General features: G+C 69.6%; 22 protein-coding genes and 2 pseudogenes. 20 read left to right on the top strand and 4 right to left on the bottom strand.

The annotated features are described in order from the left end of the window. The first annotated feature begins 255 nt into the window (after positions 1-255). From OG246_RS12005 to OG246_RS12080, 16 genes and pseudogenes are all read left to right on the top strand, one after another. The gene (locus OG246_RS12005) at positions 256-1,203 is read left to right on the top strand and encodes an LLM class F420-dependent oxidoreductase (protein WP_266459879.1); all 948 of its coding nucleotides are present in this window, start codon (positions 256-258) and stop codon (positions 1,201-1,203) included. 278 nt (positions 1,204-1,481) lie between these two features. Further along, positions 1,482-2,735, top strand: a pseudogene (locus OG246_RS12010) (RNA-guided endonuclease InsQ/TnpB family protein). A gap of 229 nt (positions 2,736-2,964) precedes the next feature. Next, the gene (locus OG246_RS12015; protein ID WP_266459881.1) at positions 2,965-3,741 is read left to right on the top strand and encodes an SDR family NAD(P)-dependent oxidoreductase; all 777 of its coding nucleotides are present in this window, start codon (positions 2,965-2,967) and stop codon (positions 3,739-3,741) included. A 168-nt stretch (positions 3,742-3,909) separates the two neighbouring features. After that, positions 3,910-5,028 carry an LLM class flavin-dependent oxidoreductase gene (locus OG246_RS12020; RefSeq protein WP_323178291.1) on the top strand — a complete coding sequence of 373 codons (1,119 nt, stop codon included), beginning with the start codon at positions 3,910-3,912 and terminating at the stop codon, positions 5,026-5,028. Positions 5,029-5,042: 14 nt separating this feature from the next. Next, the gene (locus tag OG246_RS12025) at positions 5,043-6,773 is read left to right on the top strand and encodes an amidohydrolase family protein (RefSeq protein ID WP_266459884.1); all 1,731 of its coding nucleotides are present in this window, start codon (positions 5,043-5,045) and stop codon (positions 6,771-6,773) included. Positions 6,774-6,795: 22 nt separating this feature from the next. Continuing rightward, the gene (locus tag OG246_RS12030) at positions 6,796-8,247 is read left to right on the top strand and encodes an aldehyde dehydrogenase family protein (protein WP_266459885.1); all 1,452 of its coding nucleotides are present in this window, start codon (positions 6,796-6,798) and stop codon (positions 8,245-8,247) included. 112 nt (positions 8,248-8,359) lie between these two features. After that, on the top strand, positions 8,360-9,115 hold the full coding sequence (locus tag OG246_RS12035; RefSeq protein ID WP_266459887.1) for an SDR family oxidoreductase: 756 nt from the start codon (positions 8,360-8,362) through the stop codon (positions 9,113-9,115). A gap of 46 nt (positions 9,116-9,161) precedes the next feature. Then, positions 9,162-10,058: an SDR family oxidoreductase gene (locus OG246_RS12040; RefSeq protein ID WP_266459889.1), complete on the top strand. Its 897-nt coding sequence runs from the start codon at positions 9,162-9,164 to the stop codon at positions 10,056-10,058. A 28-nt stretch (positions 10,059-10,086) separates the two neighbouring features. Then, positions 10,087-10,791 (top strand): TetR/AcrR family transcriptional regulator, encoded by a 705-nt coding sequence (locus tag OG246_RS12045; protein WP_266459890.1) that lies wholly within the window; start codon positions 10,087-10,089, stop codon positions 10,789-10,791. A gap of 176 nt (positions 10,792-10,967) precedes the next feature. Beyond that, a complete protein-coding gene (locus tag OG246_RS12050; RefSeq protein WP_266464129.1) occupies positions 10,968-12,131 on the top strand; it encodes a 4-hydroxybenzoate 3-monooxygenase in 1,164 nt (387 codons plus the stop codon). A 105-nt stretch (positions 12,132-12,236) separates the two neighbouring features. Then, entirely contained in the window at positions 12,237-13,928 is a 1,692-nt protein-coding gene (locus OG246_RS12055) for a methyltransferase (protein ID WP_266459892.1), read from the top strand. 121 nt (positions 13,929-14,049) lie between these two features. Further along, a complete protein-coding gene (locus tag OG246_RS12060) occupies positions 14,050-14,889 on the top strand; it encodes an aldo/keto reductase (protein ID WP_266459895.1) in 840 nt (279 codons plus the stop codon). A 150-nt stretch (positions 14,890-15,039) separates the two neighbouring features. Next, positions 15,040-15,570 (top strand): hypothetical protein, encoded by a 531-nt coding sequence (locus OG246_RS12065; protein ID WP_266459898.1) that lies wholly within the window; start codon positions 15,040-15,042, stop codon positions 15,568-15,570. Beyond that, complete coding sequence (locus OG246_RS12070) at positions 15,567-16,160, top strand: GNAT family N-acetyltransferase (protein WP_266459900.1); 594 nt, start codon at positions 15,567-15,569, stop codon at positions 16,158-16,160. Before OG246_RS12065 ends, OG246_RS12070 begins: the two co-directional genes overlap by 4 nt. Before the next feature lie 216 nt (positions 16,161-16,376). Continuing rightward, positions 16,377-16,679 (top strand): annotated as a pseudogene (locus tag OG246_RS12075) (aldehyde reductase); the annotation flags it as partial. Between the two features lie 75 nt (positions 16,680-16,754). Then, complete coding sequence (locus OG246_RS12080) at positions 16,755-17,222, top strand: GNAT family N-acetyltransferase (protein WP_266459903.1); 468 nt, start codon at positions 16,755-16,757, stop codon at positions 17,220-17,222. A 26-nt stretch (positions 17,223-17,248) separates the two neighbouring features. On the opposite strand, the gene OG246_RS12085 is transcribed toward OG246_RS12080, so the two are convergent. From OG246_RS12085 to OG246_RS12095, 3 genes are read right to left on the bottom strand one after another with little or no spacing between them, the layout of a single operon-like run. After that, positions 17,249-17,647 carry a nitroreductase/quinone reductase family protein gene (locus OG246_RS12085; protein ID WP_266459906.1) on the bottom strand — a complete coding sequence of 133 codons (399 nt, stop codon included), beginning with the start codon at positions 17,645-17,647 and terminating at the stop codon, positions 17,249-17,251. Positions 17,648-17,686: 39 nt separating this feature from the next. Beyond that, positions 17,687-17,869, bottom strand: coding sequence for a DUF397 domain-containing protein (locus OG246_RS12090; RefSeq protein WP_266459909.1), 183 nt, complete (start codon positions 17,867-17,869; stop codon positions 17,687-17,689). 10 nt (positions 17,870-17,879) lie between these two features. Then, positions 17,880-18,731 (bottom strand): helix-turn-helix transcriptional regulator, encoded by an 852-nt coding sequence (locus tag OG246_RS12095; protein WP_266459910.1) that lies wholly within the window; start codon positions 18,729-18,731, stop codon positions 17,880-17,882. A 211-nt stretch (positions 18,732-18,942) separates the two neighbouring features. Here OG246_RS12095 and OG246_RS12100 point away from each other — a divergent pair, with 211 nt between their 5' ends. Then, complete coding sequence (locus OG246_RS12100; protein ID WP_266459918.1) at positions 18,943-19,368, top strand: ATP-binding protein; 426 nt, start codon at positions 18,943-18,945, stop codon at positions 19,366-19,368. A gap of 10 nt (positions 19,369-19,378) precedes the next feature. Here the strand turns inward: OG246_RS12100 and OG246_RS12105 are convergent, their stop codons facing one another. Continuing rightward, complete coding sequence (locus OG246_RS12105) at positions 19,379-20,275, bottom strand: hypothetical protein (protein WP_266459921.1); 897 nt, start codon at positions 20,273-20,275, stop codon at positions 19,379-19,381. A 231-nt stretch (positions 20,276-20,506) separates the two neighbouring features. Between OG246_RS12105 and OG246_RS12110 the strand changes: the two genes are divergently transcribed. From OG246_RS12110 to OG246_RS12120, 3 genes are read left to right on the top strand one after another with little or no spacing between them, the layout of a single operon-like run. After that, a complete protein-coding gene (locus tag OG246_RS12110) occupies positions 20,507-21,646 on the top strand; it encodes a hypothetical protein (protein ID WP_266459924.1) in 1,140 nt (379 codons plus the stop codon). 2 nt (positions 21,647-21,648) lie between these two features. Further along, positions 21,649-22,128 carry an HIT family protein gene (locus tag OG246_RS12115; protein ID WP_266459927.1) on the top strand — a complete coding sequence of 160 codons (480 nt, stop codon included), beginning with the start codon at positions 21,649-21,651 and terminating at the stop codon, positions 22,126-22,128. Between the two features lie 33 nt (positions 22,129-22,161). Continuing rightward, positions 22,162-23,166, top strand: coding sequence for a hypothetical protein (locus OG246_RS12120; RefSeq protein ID WP_266459929.1), 1,005 nt, complete (start codon positions 22,162-22,164; stop codon positions 23,164-23,166). Positions 23,167-23,177 lie beyond the last annotated feature (11 nt).

The raw sequence follows: 23,177 nt of genomic DNA on the forward strand, positions 1-23,177 counted from the left end.
CGGCGCGCTCCGCTGGGAGGCCGGTGTGTCGTCTGCGGGTGCGTCGTGGCTGGTCGCGCAGTTCCCCGCGCCCCTGGCGGTGCTGCTGCCGGACCGCGCCGGACCGCGCCGGCCCCGCTCGGCCCGCCTCCTGCCGCCGACTCATCCACCACCCACCGCCCGCCGACTTCGACCACCCCACCCCTTGTCTGACGAACCGTCAGCTACGACGATGGCCTGGTCGTTATATGACGACCCGTCAGCCAAGGGGTGCCGATGCACATACTGCCGGAAGGGCGACTCGCCTACGGGATGCAGCTCCCGATCCAGTCGCAGAGCACCATCTACGCCGAGCCGTGGGAGGCGGGTGCGGGCCCCGGTGACCTCGTCGAGATCGCCCGTGCCGCCGACCGCTCCGGGTTCGCGTATCTCGCGAGTTGCGACCACGTCGCCATCCCGCGCCGGCTTGCGAGCGCCATGAGCACCGTCTGGTACGACCCCGTTGCCACCCTCGCCCTCCTGGCGGGCGTGACCGAGCACGTACGGCTGCTCAGCCATGTCGCGATCGTCGGGCTGCGGCATCCGCTGATCACCGCCAAGCAGTACGCGACCCTCGACCACCTGAGCGGGGGGCGGCTGATCCTCGGGGTCGGGGCCGGGCACGTACAGGAGGAGTTCGAGGTGCTCGGGGTGGACTTCGAGCGGCGGGGGGCTGTCCTCGACGAGTCCATCGATGCTCTCAGGGCCGCGCTCGGGCCGGATGAATTCCCCGTGCACCACGGCAAGTTGTACGACTTCGAGGGGCTCGGGCAGCTGCCCAGGCCCGCGCAGGAGCGGGTGCCCGTCTGGGTCGGCGGGTCCTCGCCCGCCGCCGTGCGCCGGGCCGCGCAGCGCGGTGACGGGTGGCTGCCGCAGGGGGATCCGCGTGACCGGCTGCCCGAGCAGATCGACCGGCTGAAGAGCCTGCGTGCGCAGGCGGGTGTCGAGGAGCCCCTCACCATCGGTGCCATCACCGAGCCGCTGTACGTCGGTGAGCCCGGCTGGGACGTCGGGCGGCGCACCCTGCACGGGGCGCCCGAGGCGCTCGCCGAGTCGCTGCGGGCGTACCGCGCGATGGGCGTGCACCAGATACAGGTGCGGTTCCGCAGCCGCAGCCGCACCGAACTCACCGACCAGATGGCCGCGTTCGGCACCGAGGTGGGACCGCTGCTGGGGGAGGCGTAGGCCAAACGGTGGGAGTCGTGGCCCAACCGGTGGGGGTCGTGGGCCAACCTGCCAGACAGTCCGGCTTTTCCTTCTTGAATCTTTGAACATGCCCACGTCGAGTTGCCTCAAGGATGCGGCGCGGAGCGCCGCATGGGCGTTGTGGTGGTCCGGCCACGGAGCGGCCGAGTGTCACGTCTGACGGAGACCGCCGATTAAGGGCCCGTCTGGTCGCTCGATCGGGTGAACGATCTCGAACGTGTGGTGGTGTCTCGCGTGGGTGCGTACGTTCGGTGATCGTGAAGATGGTGGTGCAGGTCAGGCTCTTGCCGACGCCCATGCAGGCGGCGGCACTCGAGGCGACCCTGCACGCCTGCAACGAGGCCGCCACCTGGGTGAGTGAGGTCGCCTTCGAGCGCGGACAGTTCAAGAACTTCGCCCTGCGCAAGCACACCTACGACACCGTCAAGTCACGCTGGGGCTTGGGCGCGCAGGCCGCCCAGCACGCGATCAAGAAGACGTGTGACGCGTACACCACGCTGAGGGCGAACCTGAAGGCAGGGAACCTGGGAAAGCCCGGCTCCCGCCGCTACCGCCAGGCCACCGAGAAGCCGATCACCTTCCGTCCCCAGGGTGCGCAGCCCTACGACGACCGAATGTTGTCCTGGCAGATCCCGGACCGGACGGTATCGATCTGGACCACCGGCGGGCGGATCAAACACGTGGCGTTCACTGCCTCGGTGGAGCAACTAGCCACGCTGGCCCTGTATCGCAGGGGCGAGTCCGACCTGCTGGAGCGGGACGGCATGTGGTTCCTCATCGCCACCTGCGAGATCCCCGAAGCCGTGCCGAATACGGATCCGGTGGACTTCCTCGGCATCGACCTGGGCATCGTGAACATCGCCACCACCTCCGACGGCGAAATCATGGCCGGACGCGAACTCAACCGCATCCGGGTCCGGGAGCGGGGCCTGCGGGCCAAGCTGCAGAAGAAGAACACCCCATCCGCCAAGCGCCGGTTGTAGAAGCGGCGGCACAAGGAGGCGCGGCGGGCGAAGGACATCAACCACAAGATCGCGATACATGCGGTGGCCGAGGCAGAACGCACCGGTCGCGGAGTCGCCCTGGAAGACCTGACGGGCATCCGCGAGCGGGTACGGCTTCGCAAGCCCCAACGGGCCACCCACTCCAGCTGGTCGTTTGCCCAGCTGGGGCAGTTCATCGCGTACAAGGCCCGCAAGGCCGGAGTGCCGGTGGTGTACGTCGATCCTGCGTACACCTCCCGAACCTGCGCCGAATGCGGCCACATCGACAAAGCAAACCGGGTCAGTCAGGCCTGGTTCGCGTGCCGGAACTGCGGATTCGTTGATCACGCGGACCGGAACAGCTCCCGCAACATCCGCGCCCGCCCGTGGGAGTTGTGGCGACGCGGGGCCCAGTCAACGGCCCCCACCCCACCCCGGACATCCGGGCGTGAGGCCGGACGCAAACGACGCACCACCGCCAGTGATGCCCGTTGTGCAAGCCCGGGACCTTTGGCCCCGGGTAGTTGACTCTCCTCTTGGCCATGCCTTGCTCCGTCCTTGATGGCTTCTTTTCCTTGCGATCAGGATTGTTCGGCCGCGAAGGTACCGACGACCGAGTCAAATGTCCCTACTTGTCCGTCACTTGATGTCACCTGGGTCACTGCGCATGTGCTCGCGCAATCACCCAACCCTCATCTGACGCTTAGTCAGATATGGCGGTACGATGCTGAGCCCATCGATGCCAAAGGGGGCCCGCATGGGCACGCTCGACGGACGTGTCGTCCTGATCACCGGAGCGGCGCGCGGTCAGGGGGAGCAGGAGGCCCGGCTGTTCGTGGCCGAGGGTGCCAGGGTCGTCCTGGCCGATGTTCTCGACGATCAGGGCGAGGATCTCGCCAAGGAGCTCGGTGCGCTGTACGTCCATCTCGACGTGGGCCGCGAGGACGACTGGATGGCCGCGGTCGCCGCCGCGAAGGAGGCGTACGGGAAGGTCGACGGGCTGGTCAACAACGCGGGCATCCTGCGGTTCAACACCCTCGTGGACACCCCGCTCGACGAGTTCATGCAGGTCGTGCAGGTCAACCAGGTCGGCTGCTTCCTCGGAATCAAGGCCGTGGCCGGGGAGTTGGCCGAGGCCGGCGGCGGCACGATCGTCAACACCGCCTCGTACACGGCGGTGACGGGCATGGCGGCCGTGGGCGCGTACGCGGCGAGCAAGCACGCGATCCTCGGGCTCACCCGGGTCGCCGCACTGGAGCTGGCGCCCAAGGGGATACGGGTCAACGCCATGTGCCCCGGGGCGATCGACACGGCCATGAGCAACCCGGCGCAGCTCGATCCGGAGGCCGACACCGAGGAGATGGCGCGGGCCATCGACGGCCTCTACCGCAAGCTCGTGCCGCTCGGGCGGATCGGCAGGCCGGAGGAGGTGGCGCGGCTCGCGCTCTTCCTCACCGGTGAGGACTCCTCGTACATCACCGGGCAGCCATTCGTGATCGACGGCGGCTGGCTCGCGGGCGTCAGTGTCTTCTGACCCCCGTTGCCGATGACCTCGTTGCCGATGACCTCGTTTCCGACGACCCCTGTTTCTGACTGAACGTCAACTATTGACGCTCAAGGGGCTCGGTGGAACAGTCGACTGAGTGGATCTGACGGTACGTCAGATCTCTTCGGAAGAGACTCTTGGGGATGGTGAACCTCCTTGGAATTCGGGCTCTTTGTACAGGGATACGTGGGTAAGCGGGCCGAGACCGACCCGCTCGCGGAGCACAAGGCGCTGATGGAGGAGACCGAGTACGTCATCCAGGCGGACAAGTCCGGCTTCAAGTACGCATGGGCGTCCGAGCACCACTTCCTGGAGGAGTACTCGCACCTCTCGGCCAACGACGTCTTCCTCGGCTACCTCGCGCACGCCACCGAGCGCATCCACCTCGGGTCCGGGATCTTCAACCCGCTCGCCCAGGTCAACCACCCGGTGAAGGTCGCCGAGAAGGTCGCGATGCTCGACCATCTCACCGAGAACCGCTTCGAGTTCGGCAGCGGGCGCGGCGCGGGAAGCCACGAGATCCTCGGCTTCCTCCCGGGCATCACGGACATGAACTACACGAAGGAGATCTGGGAAGAGACCATCGCCGAGTTCCCGAAGATGTGGCTCCAGGACGAGTACGTCGGGTTCCAGGGCAAGCACTGGCAGCTCCCGCCGCGCAAGGTCCTCCCCAAGCCGTACGGGAAGTCGCACCCCGCGATGTGGTACGCCGCCGGGTCGCCGCCCTCGTACGCCATGGCCGCCCGCAAGGGGCTCGGGGTGCTCGGCTTCAGTGTGCAGAAGGTCTCCGACATGGAGTGGGTCCTGGAGCAGTACAAGACGGCGGTCGTCGACGCGCAGCCGATCGGGGACTTCGTCAACGACAACGTGATGGTGACGACGACCGCGATCTGCGCGCCGACGCACGAGGAAGCGATACGGATCGCGGTGAGCGGCGGGCTGCACTACCTCCCCTCCCTCGTCTTCCGCTACCACGACACCTTCCCGCGGCCCGAGGGCTTCCCGGTGTGGCCCGAGACGCTCCCCGAGTACAACGAGGAGTTCGTCGAACTCCTCATCGAGGAGGAGCTGTTGATCTGCGGTGACCCGGCCGAGGTGCTCACCCAGTGCAAGCGGTGGGAGCAGGCGGGCGCCGACCAGCTCTCCTTCGGTCTGCCGGTCGGGGTCTCGCGGGAGTACACGCTGCAGACGATCAAGCTGATCGGCGAGCACGTGATTCCGAAGATCGACACGGATCCGGTGCACCGGACGACTCGGTTCCGTCAAACCGTCTAGGGGGTTCTTCCGCGATGCTCGACCATCTGATCAAGGGCGCGACCGTCGTGGACGGCACGGGCGCCCCCGCGTACACCGCGGATGTGGGGATACGCGACGGCCGTATCGCCGTCATCGGCGAGGTGACGGAGGACGCCAGGACGAGCGAGGACGCGCACGGGCTCGTCCTCGCCCCCGGTTTCGTCGACCCGCACACGCACTACGACGCCCAGCTCTTCTGGGACCCGTACGCCACCCCGTCCCTGAACCACGGGGTGACGACCGTCGCGGGCGGCAACTGCGGCTTCACGCTTGCCCCCTTGAACCCCGACCGGCCCGAGGACGCCGACTACACGCGGCGCATGATGTCCAAGGTCGAAGGCATGTCCCTGGTCGCGCTCGAAGAGGGGGCGCCCTGGAGCTGGCACAGCTTCGGGGAGTACCTGGACGCCCTTGAGGGGCGGATCGCCGTCAACGCGGGCTTCATGGTGGGGCATTGCGCGCTTCGGCGGTATGTGATGGGCGCGGACGCGGTGGGCGGGCAGCCGACCGAGATGCAACTCCAGGAGATGCTGCGGCTCTTCCATGACGCGATGGCCGCCGGAGCCTGGGGCCTTTCCACCACCCAGTCCTCCACGCACTCCGACGGCGACGGTAAGCCGGTCGCCTCCCGGCACGCGAAACCGGCGGAGCTGCTGGCGCTGAGCAGTGCCGTCGGCGAGCACGAGGGCACCCAGATCGAGGCGATCGTCGCGGGCTGCCTCGACCAGTTCAGCGACGACGAGATCGATCTGTTCGTGGAGATGAGCGCGGCTGCCGGCCGTCCCCTGAACTGGAACGTGCTCACCATCGACGCCGCCGTCCCCGAGCGCGTCCCCCGGCAACTGGAGGCGAGCGACCGCGCCCGCAAGTCCGGCGGCCGCATCGTCGCGCTCACCATGCCGATCCTCACCCCCATGAACATGTCCCTCGGTACCTTCTGCGCGCTGAACCTCATCCCCGGCTGGGGCGAGGTCCTCGCGCTCCCCGTGCCCGAGCGGATCGCCCGCCTGCGCGATCCGGACGTGCGGGCCGAGATGCTGCGGAGGGCCACTTCGAAGGAGGCCGGGGTCTTCCGGCGGCTCGCCAACTTCGGGCGGTACGTCATCGGGGACACCTACAGCGCCGCGAACGAGGGCCTGACCGGGCGGGTCGTGAAAGACATCGCCGCCGAGCGCGGGCAGGAGCCGTTCGAGTGCCTCGTGGAGATCTGCGCGGCCGACGAGATGCGGACCGTGCTGTGGCCGATGCCGACCGACAATGACCCCGACTCCTGGTCCCTGCGGCAGGAGACCTGGCGGCACGAGGACGTCATGCTCGGCGGCTCCGACGCGGGCGCCCATCTGGACCGCATGTGCGGAGCCCCGTACACGACCCGTTTCATCGGTGACTGCCTGCGCGGGCGGAAGCTCGTGACGCTGGAGCAGGCCGTGAAGATGCTGACGGACGACCCGGCGCGGCTCTTCGGGCTGCGCGAGCGAGGGCGCCTGGAGGTGGGCTGGCATGCGGATCTCGTCCTCTTCGACCCGGAACGGATCGACGCCGGCAAGGCCACCCTGGTGCACGACCTGCCGGGTGAGAGTCCGCGCCTCGACTCGAAGGCGATCGGCATAACGGCCGTGTGGGTCAACGGCGTTGAGGCGATCAGGAGTGATGTGGTGACGGGTTCGGTGCCGGGGAAGGTGCTCCGGTCCGGACGGGACACGCGGACGGTGAGCACCAAGTGAGCGACGCCCCTGAGAGGTTCAAGTGACCGACGAGCAGCGGTTGTTCATCGGCGGCTCGTGGGTGGTGCCCGACCACGGGTTCTACGAGGTGATCGACCCGGCGAGCGAGGGTGTCGTCGGGTTGGCACCGGAGGCCTCGCGGGAGCAGGTGCGGGCGGCCGCCGCCGCGGCCCGCGAGGCCTTCGGGCCGTGGTCCCGCACACCCGCCGAGGAACGCGCCGCCGTCCTCGAAAGGGCCGCCGGGATCATCCGGCGCAACCTCGTTCCGTACGCCGAACTCGCCCAGGCCGAGAGCGGCGCCACCACCGGGACGGCGCGCGCGATGCAGGTGGGCGTGGGCATGGCCCGCTTCCACCGCTACGCGCGCGTCGAACCCGTCGAGCAGCCGCTGCCGCCGCAGATCAACGAGGCCGGGCCCTTCGGTGGAGCGGCCGTGATGGGCGCCCTGGCCGTACGCCAGCCCGTCGGCGTCGTCACCTGCATCACCTCCTACAACAACCCCTGGGCCAACCCGGCCGGCAAGATCGCCCCGGCTCTCGCCATGGGCAACACGGTGGTCGTGAAGCCCGCCCCGCAGGACCCCCTCTCCGTGTACCGGATGGCGGAGGCCCTGGAGGCGGCGGGTGTCCCGCCCGGGGTCGTGAACGTGGTGAGCGGTACCGGGACGGAGGTCGGCGAGGCCGCGGTCGACTCCCCGGACGTCGACATGGTCAGCTTCACCGGATCGACCGCCGTCGGGCAGCGCATCGCCGAGGTGTGCGGGCGCGGCATGAAGCGGCAGCTGATGGAGCTGGGCGGAAAGGGCGCGGCGGTCGTCTTCGACGACGCCGACCTGGAGTCGGCGGTGTCGGGGATCGGGACGACGTTCTCCTTCTACAGCGGGCAGATCTGCACCGCGCCGACTCGGGTGCTGGTGCAGCGGGGTGTGCACGACCGCCTGGTCGAGCAACTCGCCGCGTACGCCGGCCATTTGAAGGTCGGGGATCCGCGAGAACCGGGCACGGTCGTCGGCCCGGTGATCTCCGCGGCCCATCGCGACCGGGTCGAGTCGTACGTCGAACTCGGCCGGAAGGAGGGGGCGCGGGTGGTCGCGGGCGGTCAACGGCCGCCGTACGAGCGCGGGTTCTACGTCGCCCCCACCCTCCTCGCCGACTGCACCCCGGACATGCGGGTGGTCCGCGAGGAGATCTTCGGCCCTGTCGTCGTGGTCGTCCCCTTCGACGACGAGGAGGAGGGCATCGCCCTCGCCAACGACAGCGACTACGGCCTCATCGACTACGTCTGGTCCGGCGACGTCGCCCGCGCCTTCCGCGTCGCCCGGCGGCTCCGCGCAGGCGGGGTCGGCGTCAACACCGTCGGCCGCAACATGGAGGCACCGTTCGGCGGCTTCAAGAAGAGCGGGGTGGGGCGCGACGTGGGGTCGTACGCCCTGCACGCGTACAGCGAGGTGCAGGCGATCGTGTGGCCGGGGTGACCTGCCCGTAGCGATGCTACGGGCAAAGGTAGCGTTGCTACCGTTTCAGTGTTAGCGTTGTTCCGGTGGGGAAGCGAAGACCGCTACCCCAGTCTCGACAGGGAGCAACGTCATGAGTGAGCAGTCCACCAGTAGCCCTACCCTCCGTGTCGCCGTCGTCACCGGCGGTTCGCGTGGGATCGGCCGTGAGACCGCCGAGCGCCTCGCCGCCGACGGATTCGCCGTCGTCGTCAATTACGCGGGCAATGAGGCCGAGGCCGACAAGGCCGTCGCCGCGATCACCGAGAAGGGCGGGCAGGCGGTCGCCGTCCGTGCCGATGTGGCCGACGAGAACGAGGTCGCGGCCCTCTTCGACGCGGCGGAGAACACGTACGGCGGGGTCGACGTCGTCGTCCACGCGGCGGGTGTCATGGCGCTGGCCCCGCTCGTCGACCTCGACCTCGACGCCCTCGACCGGATGCACCGCACCAACATCCGCGGCACGTTCGTCGTCGATCAGCAGGCCGCACGCCGGCTGCGCGCGGGCGGCGCGATCATCAACTTCTCCAGCTCCGTGCTGGCGCTCGCGATCCCCGGATACAGCGCGTACGCCGCCACCAAGGGCGCCGTCGAGGCCGTCACCCTGATCCTCGCCCGCGAGATGCGCGGCCGGGACATCACCGTCAACGCGGTGGCCCCGGGCCCGACCGCCACCGCCCTGTTCCTGGACGGCAAGGACGAGGAGACCATCGCGCGGATGGCCGCCCAGCCGCCGCTGGAGCGCCTCGGCACCCCCGAGGACATCGCCGGGGTCGTCTCCTTCCTCGCCGGTTCCGCCGGCCGCTGGGTCAACGGCCAGGTCCTCCGGGCCAACGGCGGCATCGCTTAAGCCCCTCAAGCCCCTCAAGTCACCCAAGTCACTCAGGAGTTCAGCCATGAGCAAGGTCATCGTCATCACCGGCGCCGGTTCCGGCTTCGGCGCCCTCTCCGCCCGCGCACTCGCCCGCGCAGGGCACACCGTCTACGCCGCGATGCGTGACATAACCGGCCGCAACGCGGACCGGGTCAAGGAGGCCGAGGCGTACGCCGCCGAGCACCAGGTGGACCTGCGTACGGTCGAACTGGACGTCCTCTCCCAGGAGTCGGCCGACGCCGCCGTCGCCACGATCCTCGCCGAGGCGGGCCGCCTGGACGTGCTCGTGCACAACGCGGGCCACATGGTGACCGGCCCCACGGAGGCATTCACGCCGGAAGAGCTCGCCGCGGTGTACGACACGAACGTGCTCGGCACCCAGCGGGTCAACCGGGCCGCACTGCCGCACCTGCGGGCACAGGGCCACGGCCTGGTGCTGTGGGTCGGCTCCACGTCGACGAGGGGCGGCACCCCGCCGTACCTCGCCCCCTACTTCGCCGCGAAGGCCGCGATGGACTCGCTCGCCGTGTCGTACGCCGCCGAGCTCGCCCGCTTCGACATCGAGACCACCATCGTCGTGCCGGGCTCCTTCACCTCCGGCACCAACCACTTCGCCACCGGCGGACACCCCGCCGAGCAGACCGTGATCCCCGCGTACGAAGAGCGCTACGCGGGCCTGATGGACCAGGTGTCCCAGCGCCTCGCCGCCCTCGCGCCCGCCGACGCGGACGTGTCCCAGGTGGCCGACGCGATCGTCGGGATCGTCGACACCCCGCACGGCGAGCGGCCCTTCCGGGTCCACATCGACCCGGCGAACGACGGCTCCGAAGAGGTCAGCCTGGTCGCGGACCGCATCCGCGCCGAGTTCCTGAAGCGGATCGGCCTGGAAGACCTCCTCGCCCCCCATCAGGGGGTCTGAACACGTGGCATCCGTTAGCGTCGCTACCGTGAGTACGAAAGCGCGCATTCTCGAAGTGGCGGCCGCGCTGGTCGCCGAGTCCCCGGACGGGGACGTCTCGACCCGGGCGGTCTGCGAGGCCGCCGGGGTCGGCGCCCCGGCGCTCTACCGCCACTTCGGGGACAAGGAGGGCCTGCTGTCGGCGGTCGTCGACCACGGCTGGGACAAGTACCTGGCGACCAAACGCCACCGCGACCCCGGCACGGACCCCGTCCAGGACCTGCGTGACGGCTGGGACACCCACACCGAGTTCGCCCTCCAGAACCCGAACCTCTACCGCCTGATGAACTCCCCGGCGATGCGCACACCCCCGGCCGCGGCCCTGGAGGCCCACCAGATCCTCACCTCGGACCTCCAACGCGCCGCCGAGCAGGGCAGGTTGCGCCTCGCCCCGGAACTCGCCGCCCAGATCATCATGTCCGCCAACGTCGGCATCGCCCTGATGCTGGTCTCGCGCCCGGCGACCTTCACCGACAAGACGGTGTCGCGGCGGGTACGGGACGCGGTGCACGCGGTGGTCTTCACACCGGAGGTGATGGCTTCGAGCGAGTCGCCCGAGGCCGAACAGGAGGTACGGGTCCCCGCCACGGCCGCCCGCCTCAGCGCCCTCCTGAGCCAGTCCACGCCCCCGGGCCTCACCCCCGCCGAAACGACTCTCCTCACAGAGTGGCTGAACCGCCTCTCGAACGAGTGAGAACGAGTGAGAACGAGTGAGAACGAGAAGGCCCCCACGGTCGTGCCCAATGATCTTTGCCGTTCGAGCCGGGCATTCAGGTGATTTCGGTATGACCACGGATTTGGGGCTACTTAGTATCTGGTTCCGTGACAGACGGGAAGATCCGGCGGCGACCGGACGACCACACGACCGACGTGGTCGTCCTCGGGGCCGGGCCGGCCGGGCTCGTGCTCGGCAACATCCTCGTGGACCGGGGGATCGACTGCGTCGTCCTGGAGCGGGCCGAGCGCACGCATGTGCAGACGCGGGCACGTGCCGGGTTCCTGGCCGCCAACACCGTACGGATCCTGGAACGGCACGGTCTCGCCGAGGGGCTGCATAGGAACGGGCAGATCCACAGCACCTGCGAGTTCCGTACCGAGGACGGCCGGTTCCGGCTGGACTACAGCGGGCTCGGGGAGCGCGAGCGGCACACCGTCTACCCCCAACAGGAGCTGGTGACCGACCTGTTGGCGCGGTTCCTGGAACGCGGCGGACAGATCCGTTTCGGCACCGAGGCCCTGGTCGTGCGCGACGCCGACACCGAGCGGCCCGAGGTGGCCGTGCGCGAGGCCGACGGGCGGCCCGGCCTGTGGCGGGCGCGGTACGTGGCCGGCTGCGACGGGCGGCACGGCGCGGCCCGGCGTTCACTGCCCGCCGGAACGGTTCGCCACCACCGCGATCACGGCGTGACCTGGCTCGGTCTGCTCGCCGAGGCGCCGCCCAGTCTGGACGCCGTCGGGTACGCGGTGCACGAGCGCGGGTTCGCCGGGCACATGGCCCGCACCAGCGAGGTCACCCGCTACTACCTGCAGTGCGAGCGCGGTACCCAGGCCGACACCTGGTCCGAGGAGCGGATCTGGGACGAGCTGGAGCTGCGGATGCGCGCGCGGGAGTACGGCCCGCTGCGCCGCGGGCGCGTCGTGCAGCGTTCCGTCGTAGACCTTGAGTCCGACGTGCTCGAACCGCTGCGCCACGGCGCGCTGTTCCTCGCGGGCGACGCCGCAGGTCTGATCAGCCCGTCCGCCGCGAAGGGCGCCAATCTCGCGGTCCTCGAAGCGGCGGTCCTCGCCGACGCCCTGACCGACGACCTCACTGCCGGGGACCCCCGGGGCCTCGACGCCTACTCGGCGCGGTGCCTGACGCACATCTGGCGTGCGCAGGAGTTCTCGCACTGGATGATCGGGCTCCTGCACGGCCCGTCCGGCGCGGACGGCGAGTCGCTGTTCCACAACTCCCTGCGCCGCTCCCGCCTCACCTCGCTGCGCACCTCGCGCAGCCACCAGGACTGGTTCGCCGAGCACTACGTCGGCGTATAGCCCGTCATCCCCCCAACTCCGCACCCGCGTACATCCGTACGCCCGCGTCCGTACGCCTGCATCCGTATGCGTACATCCGAACCCCGGAATGAGGATCCCCCCGCAATGATCACGGCATTGTCGGGCGATACGTCCCGCCTGCGCGCGACGGTCGACTTCGTCAAGGAACAGGACACCGCCACGCTGCTCCGGCTGCTGCTCCCCGGGCTCGACGGCCCGGAGCTGCGGGCCCTGGTGGAGCGCTGCGACTTCTCGCACGCGGCGCTGCTCGTCTTCCCGCCCGACGAGGCGGCGCTGGACGCCACGCTTGCCGACTGCGGGCTCGTCGCGGACGCGCCACCGCGGCCGAGCGTCGTCGTGCGCGAGCGTCTCGCCGTACGGCACAAGCGGTGTGCGGCGGAGCTCGACGTCGGCATTCTGCGCCCCGCGGTGGAGTGCCTGGACGGGGCGCGGCGCTGGGTCGAGGTGTTCGCGCTGACCGTGCCGCCGGGGGCTGACCTCGACACGGTCGCCGCGCACGAGCGGGAGCGGCAGCACGAGGCGCATGTCGCCTTCGAGGTCGAGGCACCGGACCCGTTGGTGCTGCGCGGCCTGTGCGCGGTCTTCGGACGGTACGGCGCCACCCCCGACGGCGGCGGCTACAACCCGCACGAGAACGGCACGGTGTTCTACTTCACCGCGCCCGCCGAGGCCGGCTACCGGCGCGTGGAGCTGTACGTCCCCGGCGACCACCGCGACGTCCTCGCCGCCCACCTCGACGAGCACCGTGAGCGGCAGCCCGCCGAGACCCTGCTGCGCCTGCTGACCGGGGCGTGGACGACGCAGGCCCTGGCCGCGTTCGCGCGCCTGGAGGTGGCCGACGCGATGGACGAGGAGCGGGGTGTCGGCCTGGCGGAACTGGCGCGGAACGTCGGTGCCTGCGCGCCGAACCTGGCCACCCTGCTGCGCTACCTCACCATGCTCGGCGCGGTGAGCGAGGACCGCGACGGTTTCCGGCTCACGGACACCGGCGCCCTGCTCCGCGCAGACACCGAAGGGTCGATGCGGGCGCTGGCGCTGATGTACGGGGGACCGTTCTACGAGTCCTTCGCCGGGCTCGATCACACCGTGCGCACCGGGCAGGTCGCCTTCGAGCAGCGCTTCGGCGAGAACCACTTCGACCACTTCGCCCGCGATCCCGAACTCGCCGAACTCTTCGACCGGTCGATGGCCGCCGGTTCACGGATGTTCGACCCGCTGCCCACCCACCCGGTCCTCAACGCGGCGGCCGAAGGGGCCACCGTGGTCGACATCGCGGGTGGCAACGGGGAGTTGCTCGGCCGAATCCTTTCCGCGCACCCCCGCCTCCACGGCGTACTCCTTGAGCGCCCGCACACCGTCGAGGCCGCCCGCTGCCTCCTCGGTGCGGCCGGCCACACGGCGCGGTGCACCTTCCGGGCCGGCGATTTCGCGGACGTACCCGCGGGCGGCGACGTCTACGTCCTGTCGCGCGTCCTGCACGACTGGGACGACGAACGCTGCCGCGAGATCCTGCGCCACTGCGCCCGCGCGATGCCCGACACCGCCGACCTGCTCGTCGTCGAACGCGTCCTGCCCGCCGACGGTTCGGCCTCGCTGGCCACGGCCTGGGACCTGCACATGATGTGCAACGTAGGAGGCCGCGAACGGCGCGCCGACCACTACGCCCGGCTGTTCGCCGACGCGGGCCTCACCCTGGTGGGCCGGGCACCGCTGCCCCTGGACGGCAGCGTGCTGCACGTCCGCAGGACCGGGGCGGTGAACACCGGATCCGAGTAGCCCTTGCCGGTGTCGGATGATCGCTTGCGTTCCTCACCCCGGCCGAATCAACTCTCCTGGCAGAGTGGCTGAACCGCCTCTCGAACGAGTGAGGGCGCGGGTGACGGGGGAGAGGCGTCGGATGACACAGACCACGTTTCGTATCGGCGGGGACCTGACCGTGGGGCGGCTCGGGTTCGGGGCCATGCGGCTGCCGACCGGTCCGGGACCGGACCGGAAGGCTGCCATCGGGGTCGCCCGGCGGGCCGTCGAACTGGGCGTCACGCTGATCGACACCGCCCACCTGTACGGCGGGGGAGCCAACGAGGAACTCCTCGCCGAGGCCCTTCACCCCTACCCGGACGGGCTGTTGATCACCACCAAGGTCGGTGTGGCGCGCTCGGAGTCGACGGGGGAGTGGGGTCTCGACGGCCGCCCCGCGGTGCTGCGCGCTCAGGTCGACCTGGCCCTCCGCCGGCTCCGCGTCGACCGGATCGAGCTGCTCCAGCTCCACCGCATCGATCCGGAGACCCCGCTCGCCGACCAGCTCGGCACGCTGCGGGAGCTCCGGGCCGAGGGCAAGGTGGGCCGGATCGGCCTGTCCGAGGTGACCGTCGACGAGCTCGACCGGTCACGGGAGATCGTCGACATCGCCAGCGTCCAGAACCGCTACAACCTGCTCGACCGCGAGTACGAGCCCGTGCTCGCGGCCTGCGAGGCGGCGGGGATCGCGTTCCTGCCGTGGCGGCCGGTCGCGGCGGGGGACTTCGGCGCGCGGGCCGAGATCGCCGCCGTGGCGTCCGAACTCGACGCCACCCCCACGCAACTCTCCCTCGCGTGGCTTCTGGCGCACTCGCCGGTCATCCTCCCGATCCCGGGCACCGCCCGCATCGACCACCTGGAGGAGAACCTCGCCGCCACACGCCTCCGACCGACTCCGGAGCAACTGGCGCGCCTGGACGGGCTGTTCGAGCGGGGATAGCGGCTACTTCGAGCTTCGAGCAGGGACAGCGGCTACGAGGCCACAACGAGGGCGCAACGAGTGGGCGGCGGCGCCGCGGTTCGACGTGGGGCGTCCCTACCATTCGGTGTGCAGGGGGGCCAAGCACGGTTCCCCCGGGCAGGGGGGTCTGTGAAGTCGACCGTTTTACGACCGGTGTTGCGCCGCTTCGTCGGCGCTGTCGCCGTCGGCGTGGCCCTGGCCGCAACCTCAGGGTGCACGGTGCCCATCGATGCCGTCGCCGGCATCTCCGTGACCGACGACGGCCAACTGCTCGGCGTCATGATGGTCTGCGGGCATCAGATCGACGGCGCGAGCCTCTACGTGGACAGCGCCGACGTCGACGACGAGGTGACGGTCGGTTCATGGGACGCCGACCGGCCCCTCAAGGACGGTCTCGCCACCTGGAACCTCGATTCTCCCTCCGCCGGGTGGACCGCGACCCGGTCTCTCCAACCGCTCACCGCCAAGACCACCTACGCCTTCTACGGCTGGACCAAGGACAACTCGTCCTCGTCGAGCAGCGTCTCCTTCACTCTGACCGACCGGGACCTGCTCACCCCTGGAACGGTCCGCTACGAGGACGGCTCCGGCGACGGCGACGAATCCGCGGTCACCGTCCCCTTGGCGGAGTTCAAAGCCAAGGCTTGCGAGGACAGTTGACGCCGACATCGTTCTGGACGGGCAAGCGGGTACGTCTGCGCGGTATCGAGCCCGACGACTGGACCGCGTTCATGCGCTTCGCCGTGGACGAGGAGCGGTTGGGAGACCTGCTGCAGCCACCTCGCTCCGCCGAGGGCTTCCGTACCTGGGCGACGGAGCAGGCCACTTCCAAGTCCGACGGCGAATGCTTCAGGTTGGCTGTCGAAGCCGTCGAGACGGGGGAAATAGTCGGCACTGTCGGCTCGCATCACGCTGATCCACGTGCGGGCTGGTTCGAGTACGGGGTCACGATGGGCGCTGATCATCGGCGCAAGGGCTACGCGGCAGAAGCCGTGGTGACGCTGCTGCGTTTCATGTTCGCCGAGCGGCGCTATCACAAGTGCCTGGCGCGGGTCTTCGCACACAACGAGGCATCGTTGGCCCTTCATCGGCGGCTCGGTTTCGTCGAGGAGGGGCGCCTCCGTGATCACGTCTTCTTCGCTGGTCGTTACCACGATGTCGTCATGCTGGGCATGCTCGCCGACGAGTTCACGCGGCTGCACTCGATGAGCGGGCAGCTGGATTCCGCGTCCAACGCAACTCGTATTTGACAGGTCCTGTCTCGTGCGCGGTGTCTACCGGTGCGTGCGGAGTCCGTCGAGGATGAGCGCGAGCATGTGGGGTGCCCGGTCCACGGGGCCGGCCGCAGTGCGCCGGTGAGCTGGAGGAAGTCGCCCGGGTCGGCGTCCGGGCGGATGCTTCCGTCTTTCTTGCCGGCGTCGAGGAGTTCCGTGATCGCGGCGATGACCGGCCCGTAGCTCTGTTCGGCAATCGCCGGGCACAGCCTGCGCGTCATCGACATCGCACGCATTCTGCATGACCGCCTGGGTGAGCGCGCCGCGAAGGCCCCGAACCGTGAACTGCCCGTGTGGCTCGCACGCGCACTGGGCCTCGTGAACCCGGAACTGCGACTGCTCAAGCACCAGCTCGGCCGGGATCTCGACGCCACAAGCGCCAAAGCGGAGAAGCTTCTCGGGTGGCGAGCGCGTCCCATCGAGGACACCATTGCGGAAACCGCCGAGAGCCTCCTCGCCCACGGCATCGGGACAGGCCCTAGGGTCCAAAGCTAGATAAAACCGAGGATCGAAAACCGGCACTGAGATTCAGCGCCGGGTTCTCGACCGGCCTCAGGAGCCACCAACGAGATGATCTCTCTCCGCGAAGTGCGTGACAGCGACCTGTCCACCTTTTGGGAGCACCTGTCCGACCCCGCGGCACAGCAGCTTGCCGCGTTCACCGGGAAGTACCACTACGACCGGGGGCTCTTCGACAGCCACTGGGCGAAGATCCGTTCCAACCCCGAGAACCTGATACGCACCGTGCTTGCCGACGACGAGGTGGTCGGCCACGTCTCGGTGTACGGGCCGCCGGACGAACGCGAGGTCACGTACTGGATCGACCGGGCGCACTGGGGACGCGGAATCGCCACGGCGGCGCTCACGGCGTTGCTCGAACTCGTCAGCACCCGGCCGCTGTACGCCCGCGCGGCAGCCGATAACGCCGGCTCGATCCGCGTACTGGAAAAATCCGGCTTCGTCCTCACCGGGCACGACAAAGGCTTTGCCCAGGCTCGCGACGGTGAGATCGACGAATCCGTACTCACCCTGAACTGAAGCCGAAGCCGTTCGCCCCGGCCCGGTCAGCCGTCCGTCAGATCCACCCGTACCGTCAGCAGGTTCGTCCCGAGCGCGGCCACCGCGACGCTGTTGAGCCGTGGCAGGGACCTGAGCCGTTCGCGAGCGTCGTCCTGGGTCAGCAGGTGGGCCGTGCCGTGGTGCCAACGTCCCTTTACGCGGACCCGGACGCTCGGGTCGGCCTTGATGTTCCGCACGTACTGCGACTTGTCGCCGTACTCGGACACGATCCAGAACTCCGTCCCGACGCGGCGCCCGCCGACCGGGGTTCGGCGGGGCAGCCCCGACTTACGCCCCGTGGTCTCCAGGAGCGTCTGGAACGGCAGCAGTTTCGTGACCGGGTTGCCGATCCGCCGCTGGAACGACGTGACCAGCCGGAACTTGAGATCGTGATCGCGGGGCATGTGGGGGCGCTTTCGTTGGGGGACCGGGGGAGGGGCAGTTCAGGTGCGGTTCTTCTTGAGCGCCCGGAGGAGAGTGGTGAAGGTTTCCGGGTGGGCCGAGAGTATGGCTCGGGTGGGGTCGCTGCTTTCGGTGAGATGGATCGTTTTTGCGGTGCGGGCGACGTGGACGCAGGATTCGCCCTGCCCGCAGTAGGACGACTTCTGCCAGGGGTGCTCAAGCATCTCGTTCCCTTCACAGGTCTTGAGTGATGGTGTGGATGAAGTCGCGGGACTTCTCAGGTGGGAGCGCCACGGACTCCATACGGTCGAGGAGCACGCGGTACATCTGCAACTGGGCTTCGGCGTCCACGAGTGCGGGTCCGTGCGACTGGTCGAGGGAGACGGTGTCCAGTTGGGACACGGGGCCGTAGACGTACAGAATCGTCTGGCCCGAGCCGGGATAGGCGCCGATGGAGAACGGGATCACTTGAAGGGTGATGTGTTCGCGTTCGCTCTGCTCGACGAGGTGCTCGAGTTGGCGCCTTGCGACCGATGGGCCGCCGACCGGTACGCGCAGGGCCGCCTCGTGGACGATCGCGTGGAACGGGATCGGTTCGGCGCGGTCCAGTAGCGCCTGGCGCTGAAGCCGGTGGTTCACGCGGTGCTCAATATCGGTGCGGGAGAACTCCGGTACGACCTGACGGAAGATCTCGCGGGCGTGGTCCGTGGTCTGGAGCAGGCCCGGGACGTGCGCGGTGTTGGCGGACCATAGCCGTGTGGCGTGGTGCTCCAACTCGCCGATGTCCAGAAGCGTGGTGGGCAGTACCTCCCGGAACGTCTCCCACCAGCCTCCCTTCCGCTCCGTGGCCAACTCGATCAGCCCGTCGACGTACGCGCTGTCGGAGCAGCGGTAGATACGGGCCAGCGCGCGCAACCTGTCGGGGCTCACGCCGAACCGGCTGGCCTCGATGTTGCTGAGCTGCGCCTGGCTGACCCCGAGTTGGCGGGCGCCCTCTGTGACGGTCAGCCCCGCGCGCTCGCGCAGCCGCCGCAGCTCCGTGCCGAGGCGCAGTCGACGGGCGGTGGTGGCGGTCCTGGGCGCCATGACTCAACTCTCCTTGAACGGGCGAGCGTTGGGGTCACCCACACGAGGGAAAACCTCATGTGATTGCCGAAATGGGAAATGTATTAAGTCGTGAGCCGCTAGCTTACTGACTCAGGCGCCCCGCCCGGGAGTACCCCGCTCGACGGAGCGGCATCGTCACTGGGCTCCGCAGACCAACGACCCCAACTCCCTCTCGTGATCGGAAACTTCCATGGCAACCGTATCCCCGCCCTGGTCCTACACCCTGCAACTTCCGCACGATCCGCGGGCTCCGGGCATCGCCCGGGGAACCCTCAGGCTGATTCTGGCCGCCCATGAGATGTCCGAACTCGCCCCCACGGCAGAGCTGTTGGCGACGGAGCTGCTCACGAACTCGCACCGTCACACCAGTGGCCCGTACGCCCTGCGGGTCCTGTCGACCGAGTCGGACCGGCTGCGGGTCGCCGTATGGGACTCCGACCCGAGAGTCCCGCCCGGCTTCAGCGACGTACCCCCGCAGGCCGCGGAAACCGCCGAGCACGGCCGAGGCCTGCACCTCGTACGGGCCTGCGCCGACACGTGGGGCGCGTCCGTGCTGCGCGAACTGGGCGCGTCGAAGGGCGGCAAGCTGCTGTGGGCCGAATGCGGCGCGGGGTGACGGTCTGGTGTCACCCCGCCTTCGCCGGGTCGATCCCGTGCAGGGTGGCGGCGGCCACGGCCTGCTGCACAGCGCAGGCTTCCTGCTCGTCCGCCGGGGCGGCCCACAGCGGTATGAGGCGTGACGCGGAGGACGAGGAGTCCATACGCAGGTAGTGACAGACGTCGTTGATACGCAGGGCGACGAGGTACAGGTCATCGCTCTCGGCCTTGCCGGAGACCTTGCTCACGGTGTCCCCGGCGCCGACCAGCCCCCTGTCCTTCAGGAAGTCCGTGGCGCCCTGCGGGGTATGGGGATATCCCGAGGTCGTCATTGCCCGGTACGCGTTCGTGCCGGTGGGCTGCCGTGAGAGCAGTACGCCCATCTGCGCCGCGAGGCTGCCGGGCGTGCCGTCGGCGCGCGCGGCCGGGCAGGCCATGGGGGACTGTTCCACGCTGTGCGAGCCGAGACTGAAGGTGTAGCGGTAGCAGCGGACGGGGTAGGCGTCGGCGGCGACGGTCTCCTTGCTCGGCGGCACCAGCCCCAGCATCACCGTCGCCGTGTGCACGCTGAGGCTGCCGGGCTCACCCTGCGCCGTGCCGGAGCTCAGCACCGCTCCGCCGTGCGCCTCGACCTGAGCGACGATCGTGCCCTCGGTGAACTGGCCCCCGTAGGTCCCACCCCCCGAGTAGAAACCTGCGTTCAGGTCCTGGCGGAGGGCCTCGGCGACATCGGCGGCCTGTCCGTCGACGGCGGACGTGTCCGGAGCGTCGCCCCTCTGGTACAGCAAGGTGCCGCCCACTCCCGCGGCCCCGGCGACGAGCGCTGTCACCGCGAACAGCAGAGCCTGCAACGCGGCGCCGCGCTTCCGCACCGCCCCGGGACCGGGCGGCCGGTCCTGCTGAGCCTCCACAACGTCCGTCGCCATGTCTTCCCCCTGCCGGTATGCCGCCTCAACTCGCTCGCTGCCGCCGAATACTGCCAGTTGCCGGTGCCACCCAATTTCTTTTTACTGATCGTTTCAGAATGCTTTTCGGAGCCGCCCGAGGCAGCTCATGCATGGCGGCGGTACTTGTCCACAGGCCTTCCGGAAGCTGATCAACTGGGCGTAATCTCCGTGCCACACAAGATCTTCACGCCACGGTCAGGGGGAGGCCGCATGCAGCGCAGTTCCACGCCGCTCGCAAGGGCTTTGGGGGCGACGGCCCTGTTGTCGACAGCCGTCGCATGGGGCGCGGCCGCCTTCCGGTACGACCTGCACGGCCCCCGCTGGGACGTTCTCGTGCCGCTGGTCCTGGCGGCGGTGTCCGTCGTGGGCTGGCTGCTGGCCTCTCGGTCGGCACCACCCGCGAAGTTGCTGCCGACGACCGCTCCTCCCCGGGCGACGATCCCCGGCAAGCTGGGAGTGCTGCGCCGTGACTGGGGGCTCATCGCGACGGCCTACCTCATCGTCTGGACACCGTTCGTGGCGGCCAACAGCGCCTACGGCGGCCGGGGTTCAAAGCTCGGCGCCGTGTACTGCCTGCTCACCTTCGTCCTCGGCGCTGTGCTGTCCGTGGTCAACCTCATCCTGGTTCAGAGCAACCTCGGCCGTATGCAGCGCATGCTCAAGGAGGACGCCGCCGCGGGCGGTGTCCACGCGGTCCGCGTCCGGTTCGGTACCCCGGTCCTTGAGACGTACCGGTACCCGACAGGGCAGGGTGTCGGCAAGATCGCCGCCGCCACCACCTACGGCGTCGATCTGGTGGACGAGGGTGCCACCGACACACAACGGACCGTCCGGCTCCAGGCCATGACGGGGGCCGGCCACAGCGACACCGTCGGCAACAAGCACCTCGTCCATGCCGCCGCCCGACTCGTGGGCCACGACGGCTGGTTGTGCTGGCCGACCCGGTGGCGGGACATCGCGGGCACGAACAAGGAGCGCACGGTCTCGGCAGCCTTCGTCTCCGACTCCGGTCACGTGGTCTGGGGCATGACGCAGGAGGACGACCACTCGTACTACCTGCGCGCCGGTGCCGCACCCGTGTGCGAGACGGACCCCTCGGTCGCCGTCGCACCGCTTCCCCGTCCGTCCCGGTACCTCCCGAACGAGCACGCCTACCACCTGCGCATCGCGGCGGTCGGCGCCCTCCTCGCCGTACCGTTCCTGCTGGATGTCGTCCCGTACTGGGCCGCCCTGCTGCTGGGCGTGCTCTCGGGGGCCGTGGGGCTCCTCGCGGGAGGGACGATGGACAGCGTCAGCATGGACAAGGAAGGGTGGACCGTGCGCGAGAAGTCCCATCCGTCGCTGCGGTGAGCATGACGGCTCCCGACTGCTATGCGTGCGCCAAGGAAGCGCGGTTCGACGAGCTTCCGCCCCGCGAGTGCGTCGTGTTCGACCAGCACTGGCGGGTGGCCCATGTCTTCGACACCGCGTTGCCCGGCTGGCTGGTGCTGCTGCCCCGACGCCACGTCACGGCCGTCCATGACCTCACCGATGCCGAGGCAGCCGCTCTGGGAACCTGGCAGGTCAAGCTCTCCCGGGCCCTCCGCGGGGTGACCGGCTGCGTCAAGACCTGCGTCGTGCAGTTCGCAGAAACCGAAGGCTTCGCCCACGTGCACTTCCACATCGTGCCGCGTATGGCGAATCTGCCGGAAGCCCAACGAGGGCCGGGGGTCTTCGAGTTGCTTGGGGGCCCAGAGCACGAGCGAGTCACAGCTGACCAGGCAGACCACGTGGCCCATGCTCTTCGCGCTCAGCTTCTTCGCCTCGGCGGCGCCACTCCCCAGTCGCCTTGACAGTGCGTCGGGACGCGGGGTCATGCTGGAGGGGTGACCGAACCAGCCAGGCGGGTGTTGCTGGCGGCCGTCGCGGGGGCCGCGGCCGCGATCGCGGGCTGTACCAGCGGTGGCAAGGAGCCCACGCCGACAGGGAGTTCGCCGGTTACGCGGGCTCCGAGCAGTGGCAACACCCCATCCCCCTCCCCGCCCGACCCCCTCCCCTCCGCGTCTCCCTGGCCCTTCGTCCGTACCGAGGTCGAACCCCAGGTCAAAGGGGCGGCCGTACGACTTCTGGAGGCACTCGGCACCTGGCCGCGCGGGCAGCAGGGGGCCGCCGCCGCGACGGAGCGGGCCGCAGCGCAGGACGTGCCCGCCGGTTCCGTCCCGCACCTTGTCACGCAGGCGGGGCCCCTGCTCGACGCCGGGCCCGAGGCCACCACCCGTGTGATCGCCGCCCAGTACGGAGGGCTGCTGAGCGCGCGGGCCAGTGTCCTGGTCGCGCTCCGGCAGTGGGGGAGGGCGGCGGACGGGAAGGTAGAGGACGGCGGGGTCACCGTCGACGTACGGCTGACCCGGGCGGCCTCCGGGTGGGAGGTCAGCGAGCTGTACCCGTCCCGTGCCGCGAAGCCGCTCGCCCGGCCCGGCACGCTGATCGAGCAGGTCGTCGCGCACGACCGGATCCGGCTGCCGCCCGCCGCCGAGGCCGACATCCGGGCCGGGCAGCTGCGTCCCAAGCCGCTGCGGGCGCTGCTGACGCTGGCGGAGACGTACGAGATCGACGTGAGCGTCGTCCATACCGGGCACCCGCGCAACGTCTTCGGTACGGACCGGCTCAGCGACCACACCCGTATGCGCGCCTTCGACGTGTGGGCCGTCGACGGGCACGCGGTGATCGACCCCGCGACCTCCGACGCGCTCGTCGACGGTTTCATGCGGGCGGCGGCGAAGGCGGGGGCGTACAACGTGGGCGGGCCGCGGCAGCTCGGGCTTCCGGGGTTCTTCTCTGACCGGGTGCATCGGGATCATCTGCACGTTGCCTTCGACAGTGACGTGTAGGGGTGCTTCGG

Origin of the sequence: Streptomyces sp. NBC_00620 (assembly GCF_026341825.1) — a bacterium.
Classification (GTDB): domain Bacteria; phylum Actinomycetota; class Actinomycetes; order Streptomycetales; family Streptomycetaceae; genus Streptomyces.

What these genes read in the sequence shown, in the direction of transcription:
- OG246_RS12005 (WP_266459879.1), top strand. Translation starts at nt 256, where the DNA reads ATGCACATACTGCCGGAAGGGCGACTCGCCTACGGGATGCAGCTCCCG.
- OG246_RS12015 (WP_266459881.1), top strand. Translation starts at nt 2,965, where the DNA reads ATGGGCACGCTCGACGGACGTGTCGTCCTGATCACCGGAGCGGCGCGC.
- OG246_RS12025 (WP_266459884.1), top strand. Translation starts at nt 5,043, where the DNA reads ATGCTCGACCATCTGATCAAGGGCGCGACCGTCGTGGACGGCACGGGC.
- OG246_RS12035 (WP_266459887.1), top strand. Translation starts at nt 8,360, where the DNA reads ATGAGTGAGCAGTCCACCAGTAGCCCTACCCTCCGTGTCGCCGTCGTC.
- OG246_RS12040 (WP_266459889.1), top strand. Translation starts at nt 9,162, where the DNA reads ATGAGCAAGGTCATCGTCATCACCGGCGCCGGTTCCGGCTTCGGCGCC.
- OG246_RS12055 (WP_266459892.1), top strand. Translation starts at nt 12,237, where the DNA reads ATGATCACGGCATTGTCGGGCGATACGTCCCGCCTGCGCGCGACGGTC.
- OG246_RS12060 (WP_266459895.1), top strand. Translation starts at nt 14,050, where the DNA reads ATGACACAGACCACGTTTCGTATCGGCGGGGACCTGACCGTGGGGCGG.
- OG246_RS12080 (WP_266459903.1), top strand. Translation starts at nt 16,755, where the DNA reads ATGATCTCTCTCCGCGAAGTGCGTGACAGCGACCTGTCCACCTTTTGG.
- OG246_RS12085 (WP_266459906.1), bottom strand. Translation starts at nt 17,647, where the DNA reads ATGCCCCGCGATCACGATCTCAAGTTCCGGCTGGTCACGTCGTTCCAG.
- OG246_RS12090 (WP_266459909.1), bottom strand. Translation starts at nt 17,869, where the DNA reads ATGCTTGAGCACCCCTGGCAGAAGTCGTCCTACTGCGGGCAGGGCGAA.
- OG246_RS12095 (WP_266459910.1), bottom strand. Translation starts at nt 18,731, where the DNA reads ATGGCGCCCAGGACCGCCACCACCGCCCGTCGACTGCGCCTCGGCACG.
- OG246_RS12100 (WP_266459918.1), top strand. Translation starts at nt 18,943, where the DNA reads ATGGCAACCGTATCCCCGCCCTGGTCCTACACCCTGCAACTTCCGCAC.
- OG246_RS12105 (WP_266459921.1), bottom strand. Translation starts at nt 20,275, where the DNA reads ATGGCGACGGACGTTGTGGAGGCTCAGCAGGACCGGCCGCCCGGTCCC.
- OG246_RS12110 (WP_266459924.1), top strand. Translation starts at nt 20,507, where the DNA reads ATGCAGCGCAGTTCCACGCCGCTCGCAAGGGCTTTGGGGGCGACGGCC.
- OG246_RS12115 (WP_266459927.1), top strand. Translation starts at nt 21,649, where the DNA reads ATGACGGCTCCCGACTGCTATGCGTGCGCCAAGGAAGCGCGGTTCGAC.